At 68.6% G+C, this 21850-nt stretch carries 16 protein-coding genes and 2 pseudogenes; 6 read left to right on the forward strand and 12 right to left on the reverse strand.

Going from position 1 to position 21850, the window contains the following annotated elements; all coding sequences use genetic code 11:
• Nucleotides 1-17 precede the first annotated feature (17 nt).
• The 6 genes from HOV77_RS19180 to HOV77_RS19205 all read right to left on the reverse strand — a co-directional run bounded on the left by HOV77_RS19180 (nucleotide 18) and on the right by HOV77_RS19205 (nucleotide 7412).
• A complete protein-coding gene (locus HOV77_RS19180) occupies nucleotides 18-860 on the reverse strand; it encodes an alpha/beta fold hydrolase (RefSeq protein WP_290863798.1) in 843 nt (280 codons plus the stop codon).
• Nucleotides 857-1834 carry a hypothetical protein gene (locus HOV77_RS19185; RefSeq protein WP_290863799.1) on the reverse strand — a complete coding sequence of 326 codons (978 nt, stop codon included), beginning with the start codon at nucleotides 1832-1834 and terminating at the stop codon, nucleotides 857-859. The genes HOV77_RS19180 and HOV77_RS19185 overlap by 4 nt, the downstream gene beginning before the upstream one ends.
• Nucleotides 1835-1899: 65 nt before the next feature.
• A complete protein-coding gene (locus tag HOV77_RS19190) occupies nucleotides 1900-4533 on the reverse strand; it encodes a hypothetical protein (protein ID WP_290863800.1) in 2634 nt (877 codons plus the stop codon).
• A gap of 10 nt (nucleotides 4534-4543) precedes the next feature.
• On the reverse strand, nucleotides 4544-6112 hold the full coding sequence (locus HOV77_RS19195) for a beta-N-acetylhexosaminidase (RefSeq protein ID WP_290863801.1): 1569 nt from the start codon (nucleotides 6110-6112) through the stop codon (nucleotides 4544-4546).
• Between the two features lie 71 nt (nucleotides 6113-6183).
• Complete coding sequence (locus tag HOV77_RS19200; protein WP_290863802.1) at nucleotides 6184-6936, reverse strand: SDR family NAD(P)-dependent oxidoreductase; 753 nt, start codon at nucleotides 6934-6936, stop codon at nucleotides 6184-6186.
• Nucleotides 6933-7412: an emopamil-binding family protein gene (locus HOV77_RS19205; RefSeq protein ID WP_290863803.1), complete on the reverse strand. Its 480-nt coding sequence runs from the start codon at nucleotides 7410-7412 to the stop codon at nucleotides 6933-6935. The genes HOV77_RS19200 and HOV77_RS19205 overlap by 4 nt, the downstream gene beginning before the upstream one ends.
• A 39-nt stretch (nucleotides 7413-7451) precedes the next feature.
• On the opposite strand from HOV77_RS19205, the gene HOV77_RS19210 reads away from it, so the two are divergent.
• Complete coding sequence (locus HOV77_RS19210) at nucleotides 7452-8060, forward strand: hypothetical protein (protein WP_290863804.1); 609 nt, start codon at nucleotides 7452-7454, stop codon at nucleotides 8058-8060.
• A 279-nt stretch (nucleotides 8061-8339) separates the two neighbouring features.
• Here HOV77_RS19210 and HOV77_RS19215 read toward each other — a convergent pair whose 3' ends face one another.
• Entirely contained in the window at nucleotides 8340-9281 is a 942-nt protein-coding gene (locus tag HOV77_RS19215; protein ID WP_290863805.1) for a helix-turn-helix domain-containing protein, read from the reverse strand.
• Between the two features lie 148 nt (nucleotides 9282-9429).
• Here HOV77_RS19215 and HOV77_RS19220 point away from each other — a divergent pair, with 148 nt between their 5' ends.
• On the forward strand, nucleotides 9430-10518 hold the full coding sequence (locus HOV77_RS19220; protein ID WP_290863806.1) for a hypothetical protein: 1089 nt from the start codon (nucleotides 9430-9432) through the stop codon (nucleotides 10516-10518).
• Nucleotides 10519-10589: 71 nt separating this feature from the next.
• Here HOV77_RS19220 and HOV77_RS34795 read toward each other — a convergent pair.
• Together HOV77_RS34795 and HOV77_RS19225 are read right to left on the reverse strand one after the other, a co-directional pair.
• Nucleotides 10590-10931 (reverse strand): annotated as a pseudogene (locus HOV77_RS34795) (nuclear transport factor 2 family protein); the annotation flags it as partial.
• A 33-nt stretch (nucleotides 10932-10964) separates the two neighbouring features.
• Nucleotides 10965-11798: pseudogene (locus tag HOV77_RS19225) on the reverse strand (NAD(P)H-binding protein); the annotation flags it as partial.
• Nucleotides 11799-11912: 114 nt separating this feature from the next.
• Here HOV77_RS19225 and HOV77_RS19230 point away from each other — a divergent pair.
• Entirely contained in the window at nucleotides 11913-13160 is a 1248-nt protein-coding gene (locus HOV77_RS19230) for a phospholipase D-like domain-containing protein (RefSeq protein ID WP_290863808.1), read from the forward strand.
• A gap of 84 nt (nucleotides 13161-13244) precedes the next feature.
• Here HOV77_RS19230 and HOV77_RS19235 read toward each other — a convergent pair whose 3' ends face one another.
• Nucleotides 13245-15692: an FAD-dependent oxidoreductase gene (locus HOV77_RS19235; RefSeq protein ID WP_290863809.1), complete on the reverse strand. Its 2448-nt coding sequence runs from the start codon at nucleotides 15690-15692 to the stop codon at nucleotides 13245-13247.
• A gap of 51 nt (nucleotides 15693-15743) precedes the next feature.
• Between HOV77_RS19235 and HOV77_RS19240 the strand changes: the two genes are divergently transcribed.
• Entirely contained in the window at nucleotides 15744-16121 is a 378-nt protein-coding gene (locus tag HOV77_RS19240) for a hypothetical protein (protein WP_290863810.1), read from the forward strand.
• A 203-nt stretch (nucleotides 16122-16324) separates the two neighbouring features.
• Here the strand turns inward: HOV77_RS19240 and HOV77_RS19245 are convergent, their stop codons facing one another.
• Entirely contained in the window at nucleotides 16325-16660 is a 336-nt protein-coding gene (locus HOV77_RS19245; protein ID WP_290863811.1) for a hypothetical protein, read from the reverse strand.
• Between the two features lie 74 nt (nucleotides 16661-16734).
• Between HOV77_RS19245 and HOV77_RS19250 the strand changes: the two genes are divergently transcribed.
• Together HOV77_RS19250 and HOV77_RS19255 are read left to right on the forward strand one after the other, a co-directional pair.
• Entirely contained in the window at nucleotides 16735-17157 is a 423-nt protein-coding gene (locus HOV77_RS19250; protein ID WP_290863812.1) for a hypothetical protein, read from the forward strand.
• Between the two features lie 260 nt (nucleotides 17158-17417).
• Complete coding sequence (locus tag HOV77_RS19255; protein ID WP_290863813.1) at nucleotides 17418-18740, forward strand: hypothetical protein; 1323 nt, start codon at nucleotides 17418-17420, stop codon at nucleotides 18738-18740.
• 52 nt (nucleotides 18741-18792) lie between these two features.
• On the opposite strand, the gene HOV77_RS19260 is transcribed toward HOV77_RS19255, so the two are convergent.
• Nucleotides 18793-21819, reverse strand: a complete 3027-nt coding sequence (locus HOV77_RS19260; RefSeq protein WP_290863814.1) for an EAL domain-containing protein — start codon at nucleotides 21817-21819, stop codon at nucleotides 18793-18795.
• Between the last annotated feature and the right edge of the window lie 31 nt (nucleotides 21820-21850).

A 21850-nucleotide genomic window follows, 5' to 3' on the forward strand; every position in this document is an offset into this window, starting at 1 on the left:
ATCCGGTGGGCGGACCGTCACGAGACGCCGACGGCATCCTGCTTGGCGAAGAAGTCGAGCAGGAACGGGTCGAGTTCGATGGCGTGCTGCTGCGGCAGCGTATGGTGCGTCGCGTCCGGCAGCATCAGCACGCTGACCTCGCGCAACAGCCGCTCCGCGTGCTCGCGTACGGCCGTCACGTCGTGCACCCGGCTCTGCCCGCCCAGCACCAGCAGGACCGGTGCCTCCAGTCCGCGAAGCGCCTCATCGGACGGTCGCTTCGGCAGCACCACTTTCGCGCCGTTCCGGCCCTGCGCGCCGCTCGCGACGAGCTGCAGCCACGCAGGATCGAGCCGTCGGCCGCCGGTCTCCCACTCGAAGAACCGCCGCCAGCGCTTCTCCCCGCCCAGCACCACCGCGGGCAGGCTGCGCAGCACATAGCCGCGCGCCATCGGCCCGAAGCATGTCGTCGGGTCCAGCAACGCGAGCCGCCGCACGCGCCGCGTCTCCAGCGCCGAAACCAACGCGACCCAAGCTCCGTAGGAATGCGCGGCCACATCGGCTCGCTCCACGCCCAAAGCGTCCAGCACCGTGGCGAACCAGGCCGCGACGTCTGATCTGGTACGCACAGCGCCCGGACGAGGACGGCTACGTCCCCGGTCGCAGATGAGGTCGACGGCGTACACCCGGCGCTCCCGCGCCAGCGACTCGACGTCGGCGAACCACACCGCCGAAGTCGCACCACCACCATGGATCAAGATGAGCGGATCTCCGACGGCCGGACCGGCGGCGAGCACCCGAGTCGTCCCGAACCGCGACTCCAGATCGAGCGTCTCGACTTCCACGGGCCACTGCGCCACCACGTCGTCGTACGCGTTCATGAGCTCACTCTGCCAGACAGTTCGACCAGGGTCGCTTCGCGGGCGGCGAGGGCGTGTCGGTAGCGATCCGGGAGTTCCTCGGCCAGCTTGCGGGTGAGCTCGACGGATTCGGTGATCGCGGTCAGCGCCTCGGCTCGGCGGTCGAGCGTACCGAGGATGCCGGCCCGGACCGCGAGCGCCTCCGCGAGCGCGGCCCGGTGAGCAGGTGGGGCGGCCGACAGCATGCGGCTGTGCGCCACGGCTTCCTCGACGACGGGCAGGCCGAGTTCGGGGCGGGCGTTGTCGACGGCGATCTCGGCGGTAAGGATGAGGCCCGCGGCGACGAGGACGTCGGGGTCGGACGTGGTGGCCCGCCGTGCCTCCAGCGCTTGCCGGACGACGCCCGCGGCCTCCCCCAACCGGTCGGCCTTCGTCAGCGCCCGGCCCCGCAGGTAGAGGGCGGCATGGTAGGACGCCATCGAACGGCGGCGGTGGCCGTGGCGTACGTGCCAGCGGAGCGCCTGCTCGGTCGCGGTCAGCGCCTCGGCTCGATCGTCCAAATCGGACAGCGCTTCGGCTGAAGCGAGCAGCGTGGTCCCGTACGCCGAACGCACCAGACCGCCGTCGAATTCACGGGCCTTCGCCAGCGTCGCTTCGGCGGGACGCAGATAGACGAGCGCCTCCTCGTGCCGCCCGACTTCGTGCAGGGCGGTGCCGAGCAGCGCTTCGCAGCAGGCCAGGGCGTTGCTGCGACGGCCCCGGGCCACCTCCCGGCACCGCTCGTACGCCCGCCACGAAAGATCCAGGCCGGTGGCGTACTCGCCTCGGGAGAGAGCTTTCCAGCCGGGGGCGTACTCGGGGATGCGAGCCAGCCGACGCCGCGTGGGCGCCCAACGGCGTACGCGGAGCACGAGGTTGGCGAGGATCGTCGCCCCGAACATGTAAACGCCGATGAGCGCGAGGTACCGCAGCACGTCGAGCCAGTTGTCGTCCACCGCGGCAGGGTACCGGGCGGGCTGCCGCGCCGCAGCCCGCCCGGTGTCCCCTTTCCCCGAAAGGACTACGGGATCGGCGTTGTCGCCGTCGGGACATTGAATCCGCGTAGCCGCAGGTAGGGCGCTTGGCCACCGAGGTCGCCGGTGGCGTACGCGGCGGTGATGGTGGTCGACTCACCGGGCCACAGCGAGACGTAGTTCTCGGTGTAGGTGACCGGTAGGACCTCGGTTCCGCCGTTGCCCGCGGTGACTTCGGGACGTAGGAAGAAGGCGAGGTTCGTTGCGCTGGTGTTGGTCAGCGTGATGGTGACGTTCTCCTGGCCGCCGGCGACCGACCGGGACACGGCGGTCGTGACGGACGGATTGGCCGGCAGGCTGCTCAGGCCGGTCAGGTTCGCGAACGTCTTCGTCGTCGTCGAGTACCAGTTGCTCTTGTTCCCCAGCGCGTCCGGCGTGGTGGAGTACCAGTAGAGGTTGTTGCTGACGACCGCGCCGGCGCTGTCCTTGAGCTGGAGGCGGAGGAAGTAAGTCGAGCTCAGCCCGTTCGGGGTGGGGACCGTCAGGGCCTGTGTCGACGAGTTCGCCGCCGCCGTGACCGGTGCGGTCGTCGTCGACACCGTCGTCAGGTTCGGGATGGTGTGGAGGGTCGCCGTCGCGGTGAGCCCGCTGCGGGCGGCGAGCGTCGAGTTGACCACGAACACCTTCTTCGTGGCGTAGTCGTACGCGATGTGCACGGGTTCGTCGGCCTTCTTCGCGCCGAAGAAGCCGCCGCCCGGCTTGAAGTAGTAGTCGTAGAGGTTCCAGTGCACCGACGGCCAGGCGCTGTTGAGCATCCAGAAGATGGTGCCGAAGGACTGGCTGTATTCGTGGGAGTTCCAGGCCTCGAAGAAGCTCCGGGTGTTCTCGTAGTTCATCAGCTCGGCCTTGAGCGCGTAGTCGGCCGCGCTCGTCGCCGTGCCGTACCGGCGGTTGAGGCCGTTGGTGTAGAGGCCGATGTTGTCGAACACGCTGCCGGGCTTGCCCGCGTGATAGTTCCAGGTGGTCCCGATCGGCCACAGCTCGCCGGCCGGGATGAACTTCTGGAGGCTCTCCAGCGGCGGCGGCGATTCGGTGCCCTCCTCGCCGGTCGTCCCGAAGGCACTCCCCGCCTTGGTCGTGTCCCACCAGAGCACCGGCGGGGCCCACTTGTACGGGCCGTCCATCTTCATGCCCGCGTTCGAGTTCGACCAGGTCGCGACGTTGTCCAGGGTCGGGTTCTGCCAGTGCAGGCGGGTGGCGATCGACTTGTACGCCGTCAGATGCGCCGCGGTCGGCGGTTGATCGCTCCCGTACGCCCAGACGAAAACACTGGGGTGAGCGCGGAGCGACCGCAACTGCGTCTCGAGGGAAGCCTGCGCGACCTGGGTCTGCTCGGCGGTCCAGCCGGAGTCGTTCTCCCAGGCGCTGCAGCAGGTGAACCCCGGCATGACCAGTACGCCGGCGGCGTCGGCGAGGTCGTAGAGCTCCTCGTTGCCGAGGGTGCCTTCGAGCCGGATCGTGTTGAGCCCCATCTCCTTGACGTAGCGGACATGGGCGGCGTTGGTCTTCGTGTCCCAGCGCTGGAGCATGTCCCACATGTAGCCACCGCCGCGGAACAGGATGTTCTGCCCGTTGATCCGGTAGCCGGCGAAGGAGGTGCCGTTGACCGTCGTCCGATAGTCCGTGATCTGGCGTACGCCGAAGGCCGTGCTCTTCGTGTCGGAGGTGGCCCCGCCGACTGCAGCAGTCAGACTGAGCTGATACTGCTCAGGTGAGCCGAACTGGTACGGCCACCACAGCACCGGGTTGACCAGGTGCAATTGCGGGTACGCCGCCGGGTCGAACGCGATCTCCCGGCGCTCCCCGGCCGCCAGGGTCACCGTCTGGCTGACCGTCACGGTCGGCTGCCCGGGCTTGGTGATCGTGCCCGTGACGGTCGTCGTGACCGGCGCCGCCGTCGCGTTGACGGCGTCGGCGTACACGGTCAGGTCGGCCGCGTTCGTCGCGGGCAACGGCAGCACAGTCTTCACATAGGGATCCCGCAACGCCACCGGTCCGGTGGTCTCCAGCCGCGTCTTGCCCCAGAGCCCGGCGTTCATGTCGGGCACCTCGGGATTCCAGTCGACCGTGCAGAACGACAGGTCGGCGCAGCCCGGTTTGGCCGGGGTGACCCGGATGGCCAGCGCGTTCGCCTGACCGGGCCGGATCGCCGAGGTCACGTTGTACTCGTGCGCGGCGAGCGAACCGACCGCGTTCGCGTCGAGCTGCACGCCGTTGAGCCAGATCTGCGCCCGATAGGTGATGCCCCCGAAGCGCAGCCAGTACGCCTGGTCGGCAGCGGCCGCGGCGGCGGTGAACTCGCCCCGGAACCACCAGTCCTGACCGGTCAGGTCCGGCACGTTCTTCAGGTTCTGGCCGAAGTAGATGTTCTGGTAGACGTTGTTCGCCACGAGCCCGGCCAGCACGGTCGAGGGCAGCGTGACCGGGTTCCACCCCGAGGTCGAGTAGCCGACCTGGGAGATCGTCGAGCCGGTGTCGGCCAGGCCGGTGGCCGAGCGCAGCGCCCAGCCGGACTTCAGCTCCGTCGAGCCGACCGTCGCTCCGTCAGCCGCCATCGGGCCGACCGGAACCAGGGCGACGAGCAACACCGCCACCGCGAAGACACGCAGGAACTTCCGCATAAGGTTCCCCTCACGATCCCGTAGGCCAGGTGATCTTCGGCGAGTGGTAGTAGTTCACGCCCATGACCTTCCAGCGCGGTCCCTGCGCGCCGAGGCGGGTGGCGAACGCCGTCCAGTTGTGCGTACTCCAGGGTGACCAGCCCAGCTCGGCCAGCGCCGGCAGGCGGGGGAAGACCATGTAGTCGATGTCGGCACTCGTGCGAATCGTCTCGGTCCACAGGGGACCTTCGACGCCGAGCACCGACGCCTCGCCCACTCCGGTGAGATATGCCCCGGGATTCCAGCTGTACGCCTTGTCGACCTCGATCAGCCCGGCCCAGGTCTGACCGAGCTTGGTCTTGCGGACGTACTTCATGTCCAAGTACGCCAAATTCGCCGGTGACATGAGCACCTTGGTCCCGTTGGCCGCAGCGGCGGCGACGTTGCTGTCGGTGCTGGTCGTGCCCCAGAACTGCGCCACGGTCGAGGGCAGCTCGTCGGACTTCACGATGTCGTGCCAGCCGATCGCGGTCTTGCCGTGCGCGGCGACGATGTTCTGCGCCCGGTTCATGAAGTACGTGTAGTCGGCGGCGGTCGTCGAAGACGCCTCGTCCCCGCCGATGTGGGCGTACGGGCCGGGAGTGATCGCCGAGAGTTCCCGGATCACGTCGTCGAGGAAGGTGTAGGTCAGCGCCAGCGGTACGCACAACGAGCTGAACCCGACGTTGGTGCCCGTGTAGAGGTTCGGGGCGACGCCGTTGCAGTTGAGCTGGGCATACGAGGCGAGGGCGGCATTGGTGTGCCCGGGCATGTCGATCTCGGGCACCACGGTGATGTACCGGGCGGCGGCGTACGCGACGATCGCCTGGTAGTCAGCCTTGGTGTAGTAGCCACCGGGATCACCGCCGACCGCCGTGCTCCCGCCGTACGCCGCCAGGTTCGGCCAGGAGTCGATGACGATCCGCCAGCCCTGATCGTCGGACAGGTGTAGATGCAGCGTATTGATCTTGTAGAGCGCGATCTGGTCGATCAGCCGCTCGACGGTGGCCACGGGGAAGAAGTGCCGTGCGACGTCGAGCATCATTCCCCGGTACGCGAACCGCGGATAGTCGACGATCGTGCCGCCCGGGATCGGCCAAGGTCCGGCCTGGACGGTCGCGGCATCCGCCTCGGGCGGCAGCAGCTGCCGAAGAGTTTGAAGGCCCCGGAAGAGCCCGGCCGGTTGAAGAGCCCGGATCGTGACGGCGTTCGCCGCGACGGTGAGCTGATAGCCCTCGGGGCCGACGCTCGCCGGCGCACCCGACAGCAGCAACGAGATGCCGTCCGAGGGGCTCGCGGGCGCGTCGGCGACCGGGAGGGCGTACCCGGTCGACCGGCGTAACTGCGTCGCCAGGAAGGTGGCCACCGCTTGCGCGGCGGTAGATCCGGCTTCGGCGTACACAGTGGTCGACGAGGTGATCTGGTAGGTGACACCGGCCGCGGGAGTCGCACTCACCGGGGCGGGCACCACGTTGGCGAAAGAGACAGCGGTAGCCGTCGGGGTAACCGGCGACAGGGGTACGGCCAGCACGATTGCGAGCACAGCGCCAAACCTGGTCATAGATAGGTAACCTATCTAACAGATAGATTCAACGCAAGACGTCGATGCCCCACCGAAGGGTGGAACCGCTGTCACGAGCCGAGGACATCCTTGGAAGCGCGACCCATGATGGAGATCGCCGTACGCCGAGGCAGCCGGCTCAAGAAGGCAGCCGACGCCTTCATCAGCCCGCCCGGTACCACCCGAGGCTTGCGGCCCAACGCACCCAGGGCGGCCGCCACCACTGCCTGCGGCGTCACCGTTCCCGGCGCAGGCTTCGCCGTCGAGGCGGCCAGTCCCGGAGTGCTGACCGCACCGGCGACGCACGCAATGACATCCACTCCGGACGGACGCAACTCGGCCCACAGACCCTCGGCGAATACTGCGCCGAACGCTTTGGTTCCGGCGTACAAGCTGAGATTGGGCGAACCCTGCGCCCCTGCGAGCGAGGACATGACGACGAACCCGCCGTGGCCGCGCTCTTGCATCGCGGGCAGGAAGTGGCGCGCGAGCAGCATGGGCGCGCGGACGTTGAGGTCGATCGCGCGGCCGAGCTCGGCGGGGTCGCTCGTGGCGAACGGGCCGATCGGCGACAGCGCGGCGTTGGCGACGAGGAGCCCGATCTCGAGGCCGACCGTCGCGGCCAGCACCGTCTCGACCCCCGCGACAGTGGCCAGGTCGGCGGCGACCTCGATCTTGGGCCCGGGCAGGTCGAGCGCCGGATGCCGCGCGACGAGCACGACGCCGAGCCCGCGCGCGGACAGTTCCCGGGCGAACGCCGCCCCGATGCCCTGCGACGCGCCCGCCACCAGCGCCCACGGTCCATAGCGATCGAGGAACGTCACCACGGCTCCTTCCGCATCCGCAACATCATCGCGAACGGCATGAGCAACCAGGGCAGGTTCACCATGAGCACGAACCCGACGTTGGGCGTCGCATGCGGCCCGGAGAACTCCTCGAACAGGATGATCAGCACGTTCGACAGCATCATCCCCGACCACACCAGCGCCGGTACGCGAATCCAGTTCCGGCGGCGGACGAAGGCGTAGATCGCGGCGAGGTAGAACGGCCCGAACAGCAGCACGTCGATCCAGATCGTCGCCTTCCACCAGGGCGGACGCGCCATCAGCAGCGGATCGTAGGTGTTGCCGTACCAGTGGACGAGGTCGACCAGCGGAGCCGGTGGCCACAGCGGCTGCGCGAAGTGCGCGGGATCGGCGATGATGAGCTGCTCGATGTCCACGATGTACGTCACGAAGCACAGGTTGATTCCGAAGAAGACCACGAAGATGAGGTCTATCGGGCGCCGTCGGAGGGGCATGCCGACACTCTAGGCCTCCGGACGGTTACGCTCAGCCCTGTGAACTGGCTCGACGCCGTCGGCTGGATCGGCTCGGCGCTGCTGGTCTGGTCCCTGCTGCAAACCCGCATCCTCCGGTTGCGCGCCATCAACCTGGTCGGCTGCGTAGTCCTGATCGGCTTCAACTGGGCGCTCGGCGTCTGGCCCATGGTCGGCCTCAACACCGCCCTCGCCGTCATCAACATCTACTTCCTGGTCAAGCTGCTGCGTACCCGGCACTCCCCCGCCGCTTACTCGGTGGTCCAGGTCGCTGCCGACGACGACTACCTCGCGCACGTCCTGGCCGTCCACGGCCAGGACATCGCCCGCTTCAACCCAGGCTTCGAGCTTCGGGGCACCGCCTTTCTAGTGGTACGCGGAGACGAGACCGTCGGCGTGGTGGCCTTGCATGACGGCGGCAACGGCGTCGCAGTGGTGGACCTCGACTACGTGACTCCCAAGTACCGCGACTTCACTCCCGGGGAGTTCGTGTACCGGCAGAGCCACATGTTCACCGACCGGGGGTTCCACACTGTCGTTGTTCCTGCTCGGCCTGCTCTTTCTGCGTACTTCACCCGGCTGGGGTTCTCTCGGGTTGGCGAGTTCTTTTCGCTTACGCTTCGTACCTGACCTTTGGTGCGACTTCGCCGTTGTCCGGGTTTTCGGCGACGAAGCGGGTGGGGCGGGGGCTGCGTACGTTGGCGATTTGTCCGACTTCCATGATCATGGCCAGTTCTGGGCTGTGATAGCGACGCAGAATTGACCTGATCTTGCGTTGCCATGATCAGCGGAAGTTTCGCGGTGCCATAGCCCCACCAAAACTCCGTTGATCATGGCGGCAAGCAGCGAAGCCGCACCCCCACCCTCTTCGGTGCGATTTTCGACTTGGCGTCGAACGGAGCCGCAGCGCTAGAGGAGCCCCTGGCGAGCGGCAGCGAGCCCAGCCTGAAACCGCGTACGAGCGCCAAGCCGCTCCATCAACTCGCTAGTGCGCCGATGAACGGTACGCACACTGATGCCGAGCTGCCGAGCGATGGCTTCGTCCTTCAACCCGGCGGCCAAGAGCGTCACCAATTCGGAGTCGGGAGCCGCCGACGGAGTGGCGAAGACGGGCACGGCGACGTTCCAGAGCAGGTCGAAGAGCCGGATGAGCGCGTCGAGCAATGTGGACGCGTACACGACGAGGGCGCTGTCCACCATCGCGTCCCGGTCGGCGGTGAACGGCAGGATCGCCGCCGAGCGATCGGAGATCGCGAGTTTGAGCGGGACGTCGCAGACCCGTGCTTCCTCGCCGGCGTCGACCGCCGCCCGGATCAGCCGGAGCGCGCCGGGCAGCTCCAACGCCTCCGGCGCGTAGATGCCGCGGAGGCGTACGCCCCGGTTCAGCAGGTCGTTCTCGCCTGGGTTCGGCTCACTCGGGTTCTGCGCGTACGGGGGCCGGTCGAGCACCAGCAACTCTTGCCGGGTCGACTGTTGCAGCTGCTGGAATCGGGTGGCCACCGCCTCCCGCCCGAAGACGATCTCCAACTCCTCTTCGGGCCGGTGCCGGCGATCGGCGGGCAGGTCGGCCAGGAGCAGCTGGGCGGCTTGACGGGTCGCGGCCAGCTCCTGCTGACGCCGCGCGATCAGCGCCTCGACAGCCGTGTCGGGCCGCGCCGCCACATAGCGGGTGGGCCGCCCGGCCAACCGGCTCACCAGTCCGCATTCCGCGAGGCGGTGCAGCGATTGCCGGACCGCTCGCGCACCGCGTCCCGACCGCTCGGTCAGCTCGGCCGGAGTGAGACCTCGTTCCCGAAGCAGCATCCGATAGAGCGCCTCGTCCTCTTCGCCAACCCCCAGGGCCTGGAGCATCGCGTACCTCCCACTGTGGCCTATTAAGGCCACGGCAGGATCTTGCCACCGGTTCGCCTTTACGGGCCAGGCCCAGAACCGATATCAAGATCATGTGGTACGCAGAAAGCACGCAATCCTCGCGGGCGCGGCAAGCGCCCTCATCCTGATGAGCACCGTCGTCGGCGGTGTTCCGGCGCAGGCCGCGCCCACCTGGTCCGTCCCGGCGTGCGGGCAGGTGACCGGCGGCGCCGGCGGCCTGACCTTCACCTGGAGCGACGGGCATTATCTGACCCGCACCGCCACCGAGCTGCGGCCGATCACGGTGGTCTCCGACATCGAGGCGCTCGCCGCGCCGAACACCCTGCTGGCCGTGGACGACTTCGGCAAGCTCTCGCAGAGCCGGGACGCGGGCTGCAGCTGGACGCAGATCGCGACGCTGGGCGGTCAGCCCCCGTACGCCATCACCGCCGCGGGCGGGGCGAGCGCGTACGTGTGGTCGCGGGCGAACGACGAGCTGCTCTACCGCGTCGACGGCACCAAGGTGACCGAGCTGCCCCGGATTCCGTCGGCCGAGGTCGGCAACCTGCTCGCCCTCGCCGTCGACGGCAAGCACCTGCGGGCGGTGACCTCCACCGGCGTTGTGCTCGACTCGGTGGACGGCGGGCAGTCGTTCCAGCGTCGGGGTGTGACTCCGCAGCCGGTGCTCGGCTGGTGGATCTGGGGTTACGAGGGCTCGATCGGCCGGAACCTCGACCACATCGTGCTCGGCACCAGCAGCGACGGTGTGTACACGACCTTCGACGGCGGGTTCACCTGGACTTCGTCCAGGCTGTCGGCCGAGCCGAAGCACCGGATCAACGTCTTCAGCGTCGCGGTCTCGCCCGCCGACGAGAACGTGGTCTGGGCCGAAGGGCTCGACACCACCGAGCTGGACGCGGGCAACACTCGCGCGCAGGGCCGCCACCTCTGGCGGTCGACCGACGGCGGCCGGACCTTCACGGTCGCGGTCGACCACGACCCCGCCACGGTGACGCTGACCAACGGCGTACCGCTGGCTCCGCATCCGACCGACCCCGACGTCGTGTACTTCGAGTACGGCACCTGGTTCGCCAACTACGGCACCGACCTGTACGCCTACGACGCGGGCACCGGGCGGCTGTCGACCGGGCACAGCGGCCAGGACGGCATCAACGCCATCACCTTCAACCCCGCGTTCCCCCAGGTGCTCTACCTGGGCCTAGTCGAGGTCCGCTGAGCTTCCGCCAGAACCCGGCGGCCTCCTTGGGGCCCGGCGCCTTGTCCGATAGGCGCCGGGCCCTGTTCGCGTCAGGCGGACGGCGCATCGACGTACGCGACCTCCTCGCGGACGATCCGGCCACCCTGGACGGTGTAGAGCGTCAGCTTGCGGGCGCTTCGGCGTACGCCGCTGGGCTTGTGCGTCTGGTCGAAGGTGAACTTGACGGCGAACTGCTCGCCCGCCCCGTCACCGAGGAAGGGCCCGTCCGCGGTCACCTCGTGGATCTCGTAGTCGGCGGTGAGCCGCTGGGCGTTCTTCATGATCTCCTCGAGGCCGGCGACCTCGGCGACACCTTCCAGGGGTGCGACGCGGATCATGTCCGGCGCGAGCAGCGGCATCGTCTCGGCGAGCGCGCCCCGCCGCAGCGCGCCGACGTACGCCTCCGCGACGTCGCCGGTCGAGCGGAAGTCGGCGGCGTGGTCGGCCGCCCAGTCCGCGAAGGTACGCGCCGGATGGCCGGTGAGCTGCTCGACCGTGTCCACCACCGGCTCCGGTTCGGTGACGATGGACGCCCAGTGGGCGAGCGCCCGGTCGACGAACTCCGCGTTGCCCCACATCGCCAGCATCTGGGCCCGCGCCTCCTCCGCCGACTGCTCCTCGAAGCGCAGCGGGCGGCCGATCGTCTCGCCGATGATGCGTACCTGGTCAGCCTGGCTCACCGTGGCGGGGCCGGTCAGGATGTAGCTCTGCCCGGTGTGGCCGGCTTCGGTGAGCGCCACGACGGCGACCGCCGCGAGATCGGCCTCGTGGATCAGCGACCGCTGCGCTCCGGCATACGGGGCTCGGACGACGTCGCCCGTACGGATCTGGCTCGCCCAGCTCAGAGTGTTCGTGGCGAACCCACCGGCCCGCAGGAACGTCCATTCCACCCCGGACCGGCGGATCAGATCCTCGATCTCGCCCCAGACGCCGTTCTCCGCCGGGCTCACGTCGTCGCGGACGGAGAACGCCGACAGGTACACCACCTTGCGGGCGTTTTTGGCGATCGTCTCGATCACCGGAGCGGCCCCTTCAGCCGACCGGAACGGCCAGAGCAGGAACACGGAGTCGACGCCGTCGAGCGCGTCCCGAAGCGACTCCGCATCGGTCAAGTCTCCGGCGTACGCCTGGACGCCGTCCGGCAGTCCGGCCGAGGCGGGGTTGCGGGTGAGGGCGCGGACCGGCAGATCGGTGCGGGCCAGGGAAGCGGTCACGTGGCGGCCGACGTTGCCCGTCGCGCCGATGATCAGTGTCGTCATGCGTTTCATCCTGAAACCTCAACCAAGGTTCAGATCCACTTTTTCGCCTGTCGGCGTACGCGGGAATATTCACGTGATTGCCGTTAACGCGGACGGCGCAGTCTACTGACTGGCATGCATAAATGGAGAAGTCTCATCGTCGTGGCGGGCCTCGCCGCGGCCACGCTGGCCGGACCGCAGGCGGCGCTGGCCGCCCCGGTGACGAGCGCCGTCTTCAACGATCCGACCGGTACCGCCGCAGACAAGGCGCTGCTCCAGAACAAGATCGTCGAACTGATCGGCACCGCACCGGCCGGGTCGCGAATCCGGATGGCGATGTACTACGCCGACGATGCGACGATCCCGAATGCGCTGATCGCAGCACACCAGCGCGGCGTGAACGTCCAGGTCATCTTCGACGGCCGGGAGACCGCCGAGACGTTGTGGCCGTCGCTGACCGCCGAACTCGGCACCTCGCTGTCGGCGGCGAGCTGGGCGCTGGCCTGCCCGAGCGGCCGGGGCTGCATCGGCAGCCGCGTCCTGGGCAGCGTCGCCTCCATCAACCACAACAAGTTCTTCCTGTTCTCCAGCACCGGCGGTGCGGCGAACGTCGTCGTGCAGTCGTCGGCCAACCTGCACAACGGGCGCGACGGCCTCGGCGGCTGGAACAACGCCCTGATCCTCGTCGGCAACACCGCCGCCTACGACTACTACAGCGGCTACTTCGACGATCTGAAGGGGCGGGTCGTCAACAACAACTACTACGACACGCGTACGCCGCTCCAGGCGGGCAACTCGAAGATCTTCTTCTACCCGCGCCAGGAGCAGTCGGGGACCAGCCCCTATCAGAACCCGGCCGAGGACACGATCTACACGATCCTGTCCAACGTGGACTGCTTCGGGAACTCCGTCGTGGGTACACAAGACGGCACCCACCGGACGATCATCCGCGTCGCGATGTCGATCTTCAGCCGCGACTACCTCGCCAAGAAGCTCTGGGACCTGGACGCGGCCGGTTGCTACGTGGAGGTCGTCGAGACCTACCACCCCGGCTCCGACCTGGAAGTCAGCGCGATGAAGAAGCTGCTCGCGGCGGCCGGGAGTTATCGCGGGCCGGCGGTCAAGTACTACTGCGACACCGACTCGATCTGGATCCACTCGAAGTACTTCGAGGTCGAAGGGGTCTACTACGCCAAGCCCGACCGCAAGATCGTCTGGACCGGCAGCCACAACTGGAGCACCAACTCACTGCGGCAGGCCGACGAGGCCGTCCTTCAGCTGGAGGACAGCACGGTGTTCGACGCGTACACGGCGAACTTCCGCGCCATCCGGGACAGCTCGACCATTCGCAGCGTCGCCAACGGCGGCACGGCGAGCTGCTGACGCGCGCGTTGATCATGAGGTTTGGGGTCGCGACACGCCGTCACGGGGGACCCTGGGTTCATGATCAACGGCCCGAAGTCGGGGTCAGGCGCGGATGCGGAGGTTGGTCGGGTCGTAGAGGGGGCGGAGGGAGACGCGGGCGGGGTGCACCGAGCCCGCGATCTCGATCGTCCACTCGGCACTGTCGAGGTACGCGGACGTGACCGGCTGGTCGGCCTCCACCATCGCGAGGCCGACCGCCCCGCCGAGGGTGAACCCGTAGGACGCCGCCCGCACATACCCGACCGGTACGCCGTCACGCCGCAGCACCTCGCCGTGGAACAGCAGCGGTTTGGGGTCGGCGACGAGCACCTGCACCAGCCGGCGCTTCGGCGTACCGGCCTCTTTCAATGCGCGGGCCGCGGCGAGGCCGACGAACGACGGCTTGTCGAGGGCGACGGCGAAACCGAGTCCGGCCTCGAACACGTTGTCGGTGTTGTCGATGTCGTGCCCGTAGTCCCGGTACGCCTTCTCCATCCGCAGGCTGGACAGCGCCTTCAGCCCGGCGTGCACCAGCCCGTGCCGCTCCCCCGCCGCCACCAGGCGGTCGTAGACGTGCACCGCCTGCTCGGCCGGAATGTAGAGCTCGTAGCCGAGTTCGCCGAGATAGGTGATGCGTACGCAGAGCACGCGCGCGAAGCCGAGGTCGATCTCCCGGGCGGCCCGATAGGGGAACGCCTCGTTCGACATGTCGGCCGTCGTCACGTCGGCCAGCAGCGCCCGGGACAGGGGACCTTGGATGTTGATCTGGGCGTACGCCCCGGTCACGTCGGTGACGAAGGCATGCCGGTCGGCGCAGAACCGCTGCAACCTCGTGAGCACGTGCCGATGCGCGGTGTCGCTCGCCACCACCCAGAACGAGTCCTCGGCGAGCCGGGTCACCGTGAGGTCGGCTTCGAGAGTCGCCCCTTCGTTGAGCCACTGCGTATAGGTAAGCAGTCCATCCGATGTGGAGACCCGGTTGGCCGACAGTTCCTCCAGCACCGCTTCGGCATCGTTGCCCTGCACTAGGAACTTGGCCATGAAGCTCATGTCCATGAGGATCACGCCCTCGCGGGCGGCGGTGTGCTCGGCTTCCCAATAGGGGAACCAGTTCTGGCGTTCCCACGAGAGCTCTTCGATCCGCGGCTCCACCCCCGGTGGGGCGTACCAGTCGGGGCTCTCCCAGCCGCTCACGTCCTTGAAGTACGCACCCCGCTCGACCAGCCGCGAATGCAGCGGCGACAGCTTCGCTCCCCGGGCGGTCTGCATGGACCGGCCCGGGTAGTGCGTCTGATACACCATGCCCAGCGATTCGACCGTACGCGTCGCCCGGTATTCCGGGTTCCGCTGGTACGGGTGCAGCCGGTCGATGTTGACGCCGGTGACGTCCCAGTCGGGGCGGCCGTCGACGATCCACTGCGCGACCGCCCGGCCGAGGCCGCCGCCGGTGAGGATGCCGATCGAGTTGAGCCCGGCCGCCACGAAGTAGTTCCGCAGCTCCGGTGCCTCGCCGATGATGGGCGCGAGGTCGGGCGTGAACGATTCGGGACCGCAGAAGAACTTCTTGACGCCCCGGTCGAGCGTGATCGGTATGCGCCGCATCGCCTTCTCCAGGTACGGCCCCATCCGCTCCCAGTCCGGGGGCAGTTCGCCGAAGGAGAAGCCTTCCGGGATCCGCCCGACGTTCCACGGCGCGCATTCGGTCTCGAACAACCCGACCATCAGGCCGGCGCCTTCCTCGCGGTAGTAGCCGTAGGACGACGGGTCCTCCAGCACCGGCAGGTCGCCGTGCACCTCCGCGATCGGCTCGGTGATGAGGTAGTAGTGCTCGGCCGCCTGCAACGGGATGTTCACCCCGGCCAGTTCGCCCAGTTGGCGGGCCCACATGCCGGCCGCGTTCACCACGTACTCGGCTTCGATGTCACCTTCCGCTGTGCGTACCCCTTGGACTCGACCACGAGCCGTGAGAAAGCCCGTGACCGGAAGGCCCTCGATGATCTTGACCCCGCGTTGGCGCGCGCCTTTGGCGAGAGACATGGTGACATCGACCGGATTGACCCGGCCGTCGTCGGCGACATAGAAGCCCGCGAGCAGGTCGTCGGTCTGCGCGAGCGGGAAGAGCTCCTTGACCTCGCGCGGCGAGATCTCCTGTACGTCGACGCCCATCAGCCGGTTGAACGCGGAGACGCGCCGGTACTCCTCGAGCCGCCCGGGATCGGCCGCAACCTCGATGAACCCGACCTGCTTCAGGCCCGTGGCCAGCCCGGTCTCCGCCTCCAGATCGCGATAGAGGTCGCGACTGTACTGCCGCCAGCGGGTCGACGTCTCCGACATCGACCCGAACGTCACCATCAGGCCCGCGGCGTGCCAGGTCGTCCCGGACGTCAGCTTGTCGCGCTCCACCAGCACCACGTCGGTCCAGCCGAGTTTGGCCAAGTGGTACGCGATACTGGTGCCGACGACGCCGCCACCCACGACGACGACCTGTGCTCTGTCCGGAATGCGCGACATGGTGGAGGAGTGTACAGCGCGCACACAGGCAGGTGAGATACCTTCATCGACATGGACGAGAACCGGGCCCGGCGCGTCGTCGACGCGCTCCGCGATCGAGGCGTCCCCGCACACCTGTCCCTCGGCGGCGGCTTCCGCAAGGTCGGCGTACGCGTCGCCCTGCCGGACGGCCGCGAGGCGCTCTGGGACACCGACGGCACCGCCGGACTGGAGGCGCAAGTACTCCGGGACGGAATGCTGGTCGGGTTCGTCCCGCATATCTCCGGCTCCGAGGACTTCACCGAAGAGCAGGTCATCGACGCCATCGCCCGCACCGACTACGACCAGCCGGTCGCTCGGCAGCGGGCCGAGGCTCCGCCGCCGGCGAAGCCCCTGCCCATGGAGGGCGGCTTCTTCCGCCGCTTCCGCGACGGCTTCCGCGGCAACTGACCCGCCGCACCCCTTCCCCGCGGCCCCCTTTCCCCGCGGCCCCCGCCCTCTCCGCGCGCCCGCCCCGCCCGCGCGACCGCCCCGCCCGCGCGGGGTTTCCGCGCGATCATGAACTAATCGGGGTGATCGACAGCGTTTTCGCAGGAAGCCGTCCGGCTAACCAGGTGATCGACTCCCCCAGCGGGTGATCAACACAGCGCGAGTCAGTCGCCGAACGCCTTCGCGGAGACGATGCGCAGCTTGCCGTCCTGACCGGGCAACCGGGGCGCGCGGTACTCGACGAACAGCTGCGTACCGACGCCGACCGTGACGGCGGCTTCAGCGGGGGCGTACTCCTTGCCGGAGCCCACCCGGGGGACGACGGCCACCCGCAACCGGTGCGGACCGGCCGGGACGGCGACCGCCTCGGGTCCCCAGCTCGCGACGGAGTGGCGTACGCCGTCGACGGCGAGGATCGGAACCGTGTCCTTGTAGGAGCGTGCGACCGCCCAGGAGGGCCGGGTGAACGTCATCCGCAGGACGCCCTGACCTAGCGACATGCCAATACTGTCCCACTTTGATGCGGTACGCGCACGGCAAGCGGCGGATATGGCAGAGCCCTACAGTGTCGACCATGCGAATGACGGCCTCGATCGCGCGCTGGGCGGCGCTGCTGACCTTCCTCGGTGGATGCGCCTGCTGCTGCGGGAACTGGCCGCCGATCGGCCCTTCGCCCGACATCGAGCCCGCCGACATCGTCGGGGTCTGGGCGAGCGACGAAGGGGCCCGGCTCACCTTGAACGCGGACATGACGTTCAAGACCGAGAACCTCGAGGCGTGTGAACGGCCGGACTCCCTCGGCGTGGATTCGGACGGCGGGACCGGGACGTGGACGCTGGACGGGCCGCACCGACTCGATCCCTATCAGGACCTAACCCTCAAGTACGCGCCCTACGACGAGGCGATAGAGAGCTGGCGGGCGGCGGACGACGAGATCGTCTTCCTCTACGGCGACACCGACAACGGCGAGATCTGCTTCTTCGAGCGCGCCGACTGAGCGCGCCCGATGAGCGCCGGAGCAGCTCGTGATGCGAATCACGCTAACTGTCCCGATGAGACGAACGCCTATCTCCAGGGAGCCGGGGCGGTCGGCCGCGACGCCCGCGCAGCGGCAGGTGATGGCCCATATCTCGATGGACCGGCGACGGGCACCCGACCGTGCTTCACCGGTTCGGCGGACAAAAGGGTACGCATCGGCAGCGTGATCGACGGCGAGTCCACTGGCGGACCCCTCTGAGCTGCACAACGATGAGAGGGGTGGAGCAAGCCAGCACAGAAGATCACGATCATCAACCCATCGACCTCGACCGGCTTCGGCGTACTGCTGAATCGGTTCTGCGCGGCAACTGGTCCGGCGACCACATGGTCCCCTCCCGGACCCTCTATCCCCACCAATGGAGCTGGGACGCCGCCTTCATCAGCATCGGACTAGCCCACGTCGCCCCCGACCGTGCCTGGCGCGACCTGCGCAGTCTCTTCACCGCCCAGTGGCCCGACGGTCGCGTGCCGCACATCGTCTTCGACCCGGGCGTGAGCGAGAAGGACTACTTTCCCGGCCCCGCCTTCTGGGACGTGCCGCCGCTGCCGGGCGGGCCGAGCCACATCCGGACCACCGGAATCGTGCAGCCGCCCGTACATGCGCTGGCCGCGCGCATGATCCACCGGGTCGCCCCGGACGTGGAGGAACTCCGGTGGCTCTACCCACGGCTGGTGGCCCAGCAGGAGTACCTGCTCAAGCAGCGCGACGCGGGCGGAGCCGGCCTGGTCAGCATCGTGCACCCGTGGGAGTCCGGACTGGACAACAGCCCCTCCTGGGACGAAGCCCTGGCCAGGCTGCCGGCCGACGTCCGGGTGCTCGACCGGTATCAGCGCCGGGACGTGCAGGTCGCGGTGGCGACCCATCGCCCGACGAACGACGACTACGCCCGGTACATCGCGCTGGCGACGTCCTATCGGGACAACGGCTACCAGGACTTCGACCTGCTCGAACGGCACGGTTTCGTGGTCGAGTGCCCGGCCTTCAACGCGCTGACCGCCGACGCCGAACTGGCCCTGGCCGAGATCGCCCAGGTCGTCGGGGCCGATCCGGGTCCGCACCGGGAACGGGCGGCCGAGATCACCCAGACCATGGTCGAGCGCCTGTTCGATCCCGGTACCGGCCTGTTCCACGTGTTCGATGTGCGTACCGGCAAGCGATCTGAAGCCCGCTGTGTCAACGGCCTGATGCCGCTGATCCTGCCGGAGCTGCCCCAGGAGGTCGCGGCTTCGCTGGCCGCGGAGGCCGCCTCCGGGCGCTTCGGGCTGAGCCCGCTGCCGGTCCCGAGCTATGACCGCACGGCGCCGGACTTCGACCCGCTGCGCTACTGGCGCGGACCGGTCTGGATCAACGTGAACTGGCTGCTCCGCCGTGGGTTCGCCGAGCACGGGTACGCCCTCCAGGCCGAAGCCCTCCGGCAGGCGATGCTGTCGGTCGTGGATCGTTCGGGGTGCTTCGAGTACTTCCACCCGATCACCGGCGAAGGCATCGGTACGCCGGAGTTCAGCTGGACTGCCGCCTTGGTCCTCGACCTGCTGGCGTGAGTTTTTCGCAGGATCCGGGATAACGCGGCCTCGCACACCGTTCGAGGGGACGTTATCCCGGATATCGCGCAAGAGAGTCCACGGGCGAGACGGGCGTGAGCCACTCCAAAGCAGCGTCAGCGGAAAGCGGAGGAGCGAAAAGATACCCCTGCCCGTACCGGCACCCGAACCGGGCGAGCAGGTCACGTTCGGCCGGCTTCTCGATGCCTTCGGCGATGACCTCGAGCCCGAGGGTCTGCGCGAGCCGGACGATGCCGTCGACCAGCGACGCCTGCTGCCCGGAGGAGGCGATCGTGCTGGTGAACAGCCGATCGATCTTGAGCGCGTCGAGCGGGACGTGCCGCAGGTAGCTCAGCGACGAGTAGCCGGTGCCGAAGTCGTCGATCGCGACCCGTACGCCGGCCCGCCGAAGTTCGACGAGATCGTCCCAGATCTGGTCGTCGTCGCGGAGCAGCAGGCTCTCGGTGATCTCCAGCATCAGCCGGTCGGCGGGTACGCCGGCGTCGGCGAGCGCTCGGCGTACGCCGTCGACGAAGGCGGGGGCCCGGAATTGGTGCGCCGACACGTTGATGCTGACGTACGGGGTGCCCGGCCAATTCGCGGCGGCTGCCAACGCCTGACGCAGTACCCAGGTGCCCATCGGCACGATGAGCCCGCTCTCCTCGGCGACGTCGATGAAGTGGTCCGGCAGAAGCCGGCCACGTTCGGGGTGCTCCCAGCGTACGAGTGCTTCGAAGCCGGCGGTCTGCCCGGTGCGCAGCCCGACGATCGGCTGGAACTCCAGGGTCAGCGCACCCGCCGCGACGGCTTCGTCCAACGCGGCTCGCAGTTCCAGCCGCCGCACCATCGCCGTGTGCAGCGACGGGTCGTACCGCCGCCATTGCCCCTTGCCCGCGTTCTTGGCGACGTAGAGCGCCAGGTCGGCCTGCCGCAGCAAGTCTTGCTCGGCTGGGTCGCCGGTGCTGGTCGCGACGCCGATGCTGGCCCGCCCGGACACGACGCGCTCGCCGATGGTGATGGGTTCGGCGAGCACGTCGATGAGCCGCTGCGCCACCCGGTCGATGGTCTCGGCGTTCGGGGCGTCCCCGATCAGCGCCGCGAACTCGTCTCCGCCGATCCGCGCTGCGGTGTCCTGGGGCCGCAGTACTGCGGTGAGCCGCCGGCTAACCTCCAGCAGCAGCCGGTCGCCGTACTCGTGACCGAAGGTGTCGTTGACGACCTTGAAGTCGTCGAGATCGAGGAACAGCACGCCGACCGTCTCGCCCTCGCGAACGGCATCGACGGCCGCCCGGATGCGGTCGTTGAGGAGCACGCGGTTGGCCAAACCGGTCAGCGGATCGTGGAAGGCCAGGAAAGTCAGCTCGGCCTGCAACCGCCGCTGGTCGGTCACGTCGCGCATGGTCAGCACCAGACCGCCGACGGTCGGGTCCGCCCGCAGGTCGCGGCAGGCCACCTCGACCTGCACCGCGCTGCCGTCCGGGCGGCGTACGGTCCAGTCCGCGGGGACGTCGCCGTCGCATTCGGCGAGCTTCGCGGTCAGTTCCGCCGGGCTCGCCGCAAGGCGCTCGCTCAAACTCACGCCGGTCATCTCGGTGCCGAACGTGCTCTGCGCGGACGGGCTCGCGTACCGGACTCGATCGCCGTCCGGCTCCAGAATCAGGATGACGTCGGTCGTGTTCTGCACGAGCGTGCGGAAATACTCCTCGCTCGCGCGACGGGCCACCTCGGCTCCGAGCATGATCCGCTCCATCGCGAGCGCGGCCTGCGCGGCGACCAGCTCCAGCGGGATCTGGATCTGCCCGAGGGCGGTCTCGTCCGCGGCCACCAGCAGCACGCCGATGGTCGGGTCGCCGGAGAACCGCTCGGGCAGGGCCATCGGGCAGATCAGCGTGATCTCGAACCCGCCGAGCCGCCCGGCCACCTCGGGCGGCAGGGTCCGCGTATAGGCCAGCCGGGCGCCGTCCGTGGGCTGGCGCGCGAAGAGATCGGGGGCACGACCGTCATTCATCACCACGTGTACGCGGTGCGGAGTGCCCTTGGCCAGTAACTGCTCGGCAGCGAGCCGGAGCGCGGATTCGACCTCGGCGGTGGAGGTCGCCGTCAGCAGTGCCCCGTTCGCCTCCCGGATCCCCCGGCCCCGTTCGGTGTTGCGGCGATACGTGTTGATCACGCCGAAGAGGCGTACCAGGGCGAGGACGAAGGTGGCTCCGAGGAACACCACGATGACGACGTCGTACTCCGAGCTCTGGCCGCCGAGCGTCTCCGCCAGTAGGAGGAGCAGCGGGATGAGCACCATCACCGACAGCCAGATTTGATGGCGTACGCCCAGCTGCCGGGGTCGCACCGCGCGCGGTTCGGTCAGCTCGGCCATCGACGGGTGGAGCGCCGCCGCACCCCAGCACCCGTAGAACACGATCCAGCCGACGTCGGTGGGCCCGCCGGTGGACCACTCGCCCCGGATCTGGGCCAGTCCGTAGAGCACGTCGGCGACGAGGGTGCCGCCCATGCCGATGAGCAGGAGCAGCACGCTCGGATTCGGCCGGATCGTCGTGAGCAGGCGTACGCCGACGAGCAGCAGGACCAGATCGCCGAGCGGATAGCCGATGGAGATGAACCGCTGAAGCGTGGTGAGGTCCGGATCGGTGAGGCGTGGTCCGATGAGATAGAGCCAGGCGAGCAGGCCGAGCGCGACGGTCACGATCAGCGCGTCGAGGGCGGTGCTGCGGTTCTGCCCGCCCGAGCCGCTCCGGGTCAACCCCAGTACGCCGATCGCCAGGAAGACGAAGGTGATGAGGTAGAAGAAGTCGGAGATCGACGGGAACGGGTTCTCCTGCCCGCCATACCGGACAAGCAGCTCATACGCGATGTCGCCGGAACAGAACGTGGTCACCGCGAGGGCGAGCCAGATCCAGGGAGCGCGCCGCCGGGGCCGGTTGCGCCACACGCCGTAGCCGATGGCGGCCGCCGAACCGTAGCCGATCAGCGACCAGATCACGACATGCGCGGACGGCAGGGCGTAAAACGCCCCACCTAGCACGAACATGCCGACGGCGTACGCCGGCAGAACCCGGTCTCGCATGCCCGGCCCATTCTGCCAGGAATCTGTGCTT

It is taken from the genome of Hamadaea sp., assembly GCF_013362815.1.
GTDB lineage: Bacteria > Actinomycetota > Actinomycetes > Mycobacteriales > Micromonosporaceae > Hamadaea.

What these genes read in the sequence shown, in the direction of transcription:
- HOV77_RS19180 (WP_290863798.1), bottom strand. Translation starts at nt 860, where the DNA reads ATGAACGCGTACGACGACGTGGTGGCGCAGTGGCCCGTGGAAGTCGAG.
- HOV77_RS19190 (WP_290863800.1), bottom strand. Translation starts at nt 4,533, where the DNA reads ATGCGGAAGTTCCTGCGTGTCTTCGCGGTGGCGGTGTTGCTCGTCGCC.
- HOV77_RS19195 (WP_290863801.1), bottom strand. Translation starts at nt 6,112, where the DNA reads ATGACCAGGTTTGGCGCTGTGCTCGCAATCGTGCTGGCCGTACCCCTG.
- HOV77_RS19205 (WP_290863803.1), bottom strand. Translation starts at nt 7,412, where the DNA reads ATGCCCCTCCGACGGCGCCCGATAGACCTCATCTTCGTGGTCTTCTTC.
- HOV77_RS19215 (WP_290863805.1), bottom strand. Translation starts at nt 9,281, where the DNA reads ATGCTCCAGGCCCTGGGGGTTGGCGAAGAGGACGAGGCGCTCTATCGG.
- HOV77_RS19220 (WP_290863806.1), top strand. Translation starts at nt 9,430, where the DNA reads ATGAGCACCGTCGTCGGCGGTGTTCCGGCGCAGGCCGCGCCCACCTGG.
- HOV77_RS19230 (WP_290863808.1), top strand. Translation starts at nt 11,913, where the DNA reads ATGCATAAATGGAGAAGTCTCATCGTCGTGGCGGGCCTCGCCGCGGCC.
- HOV77_RS19235 (WP_290863809.1), bottom strand. Translation starts at nt 15,692, where the DNA reads ATGTCGCGCATTCCGGACAGAGCACAGGTCGTCGTCGTGGGTGGCGGC.
- HOV77_RS19240 (WP_290863810.1), top strand. Translation starts at nt 15,744, where the DNA reads ATGGACGAGAACCGGGCCCGGCGCGTCGTCGACGCGCTCCGCGATCGA.
- HOV77_RS19245 (WP_290863811.1), bottom strand. Translation starts at nt 16,660, where the DNA reads ATGTCGCTAGGTCAGGGCGTCCTGCGGATGACGTTCACCCGGCCCTCC.
- HOV77_RS19250 (WP_290863812.1), top strand. Translation starts at nt 16,735, where the DNA reads ATGCGAATGACGGCCTCGATCGCGCGCTGGGCGGCGCTGCTGACCTTC.
- HOV77_RS19260 (WP_290863814.1), bottom strand. Translation starts at nt 21,819, where the DNA reads ATGCGAGACCGGGTTCTGCCGGCGTACGCCGTCGGCATGTTCGTGCTA.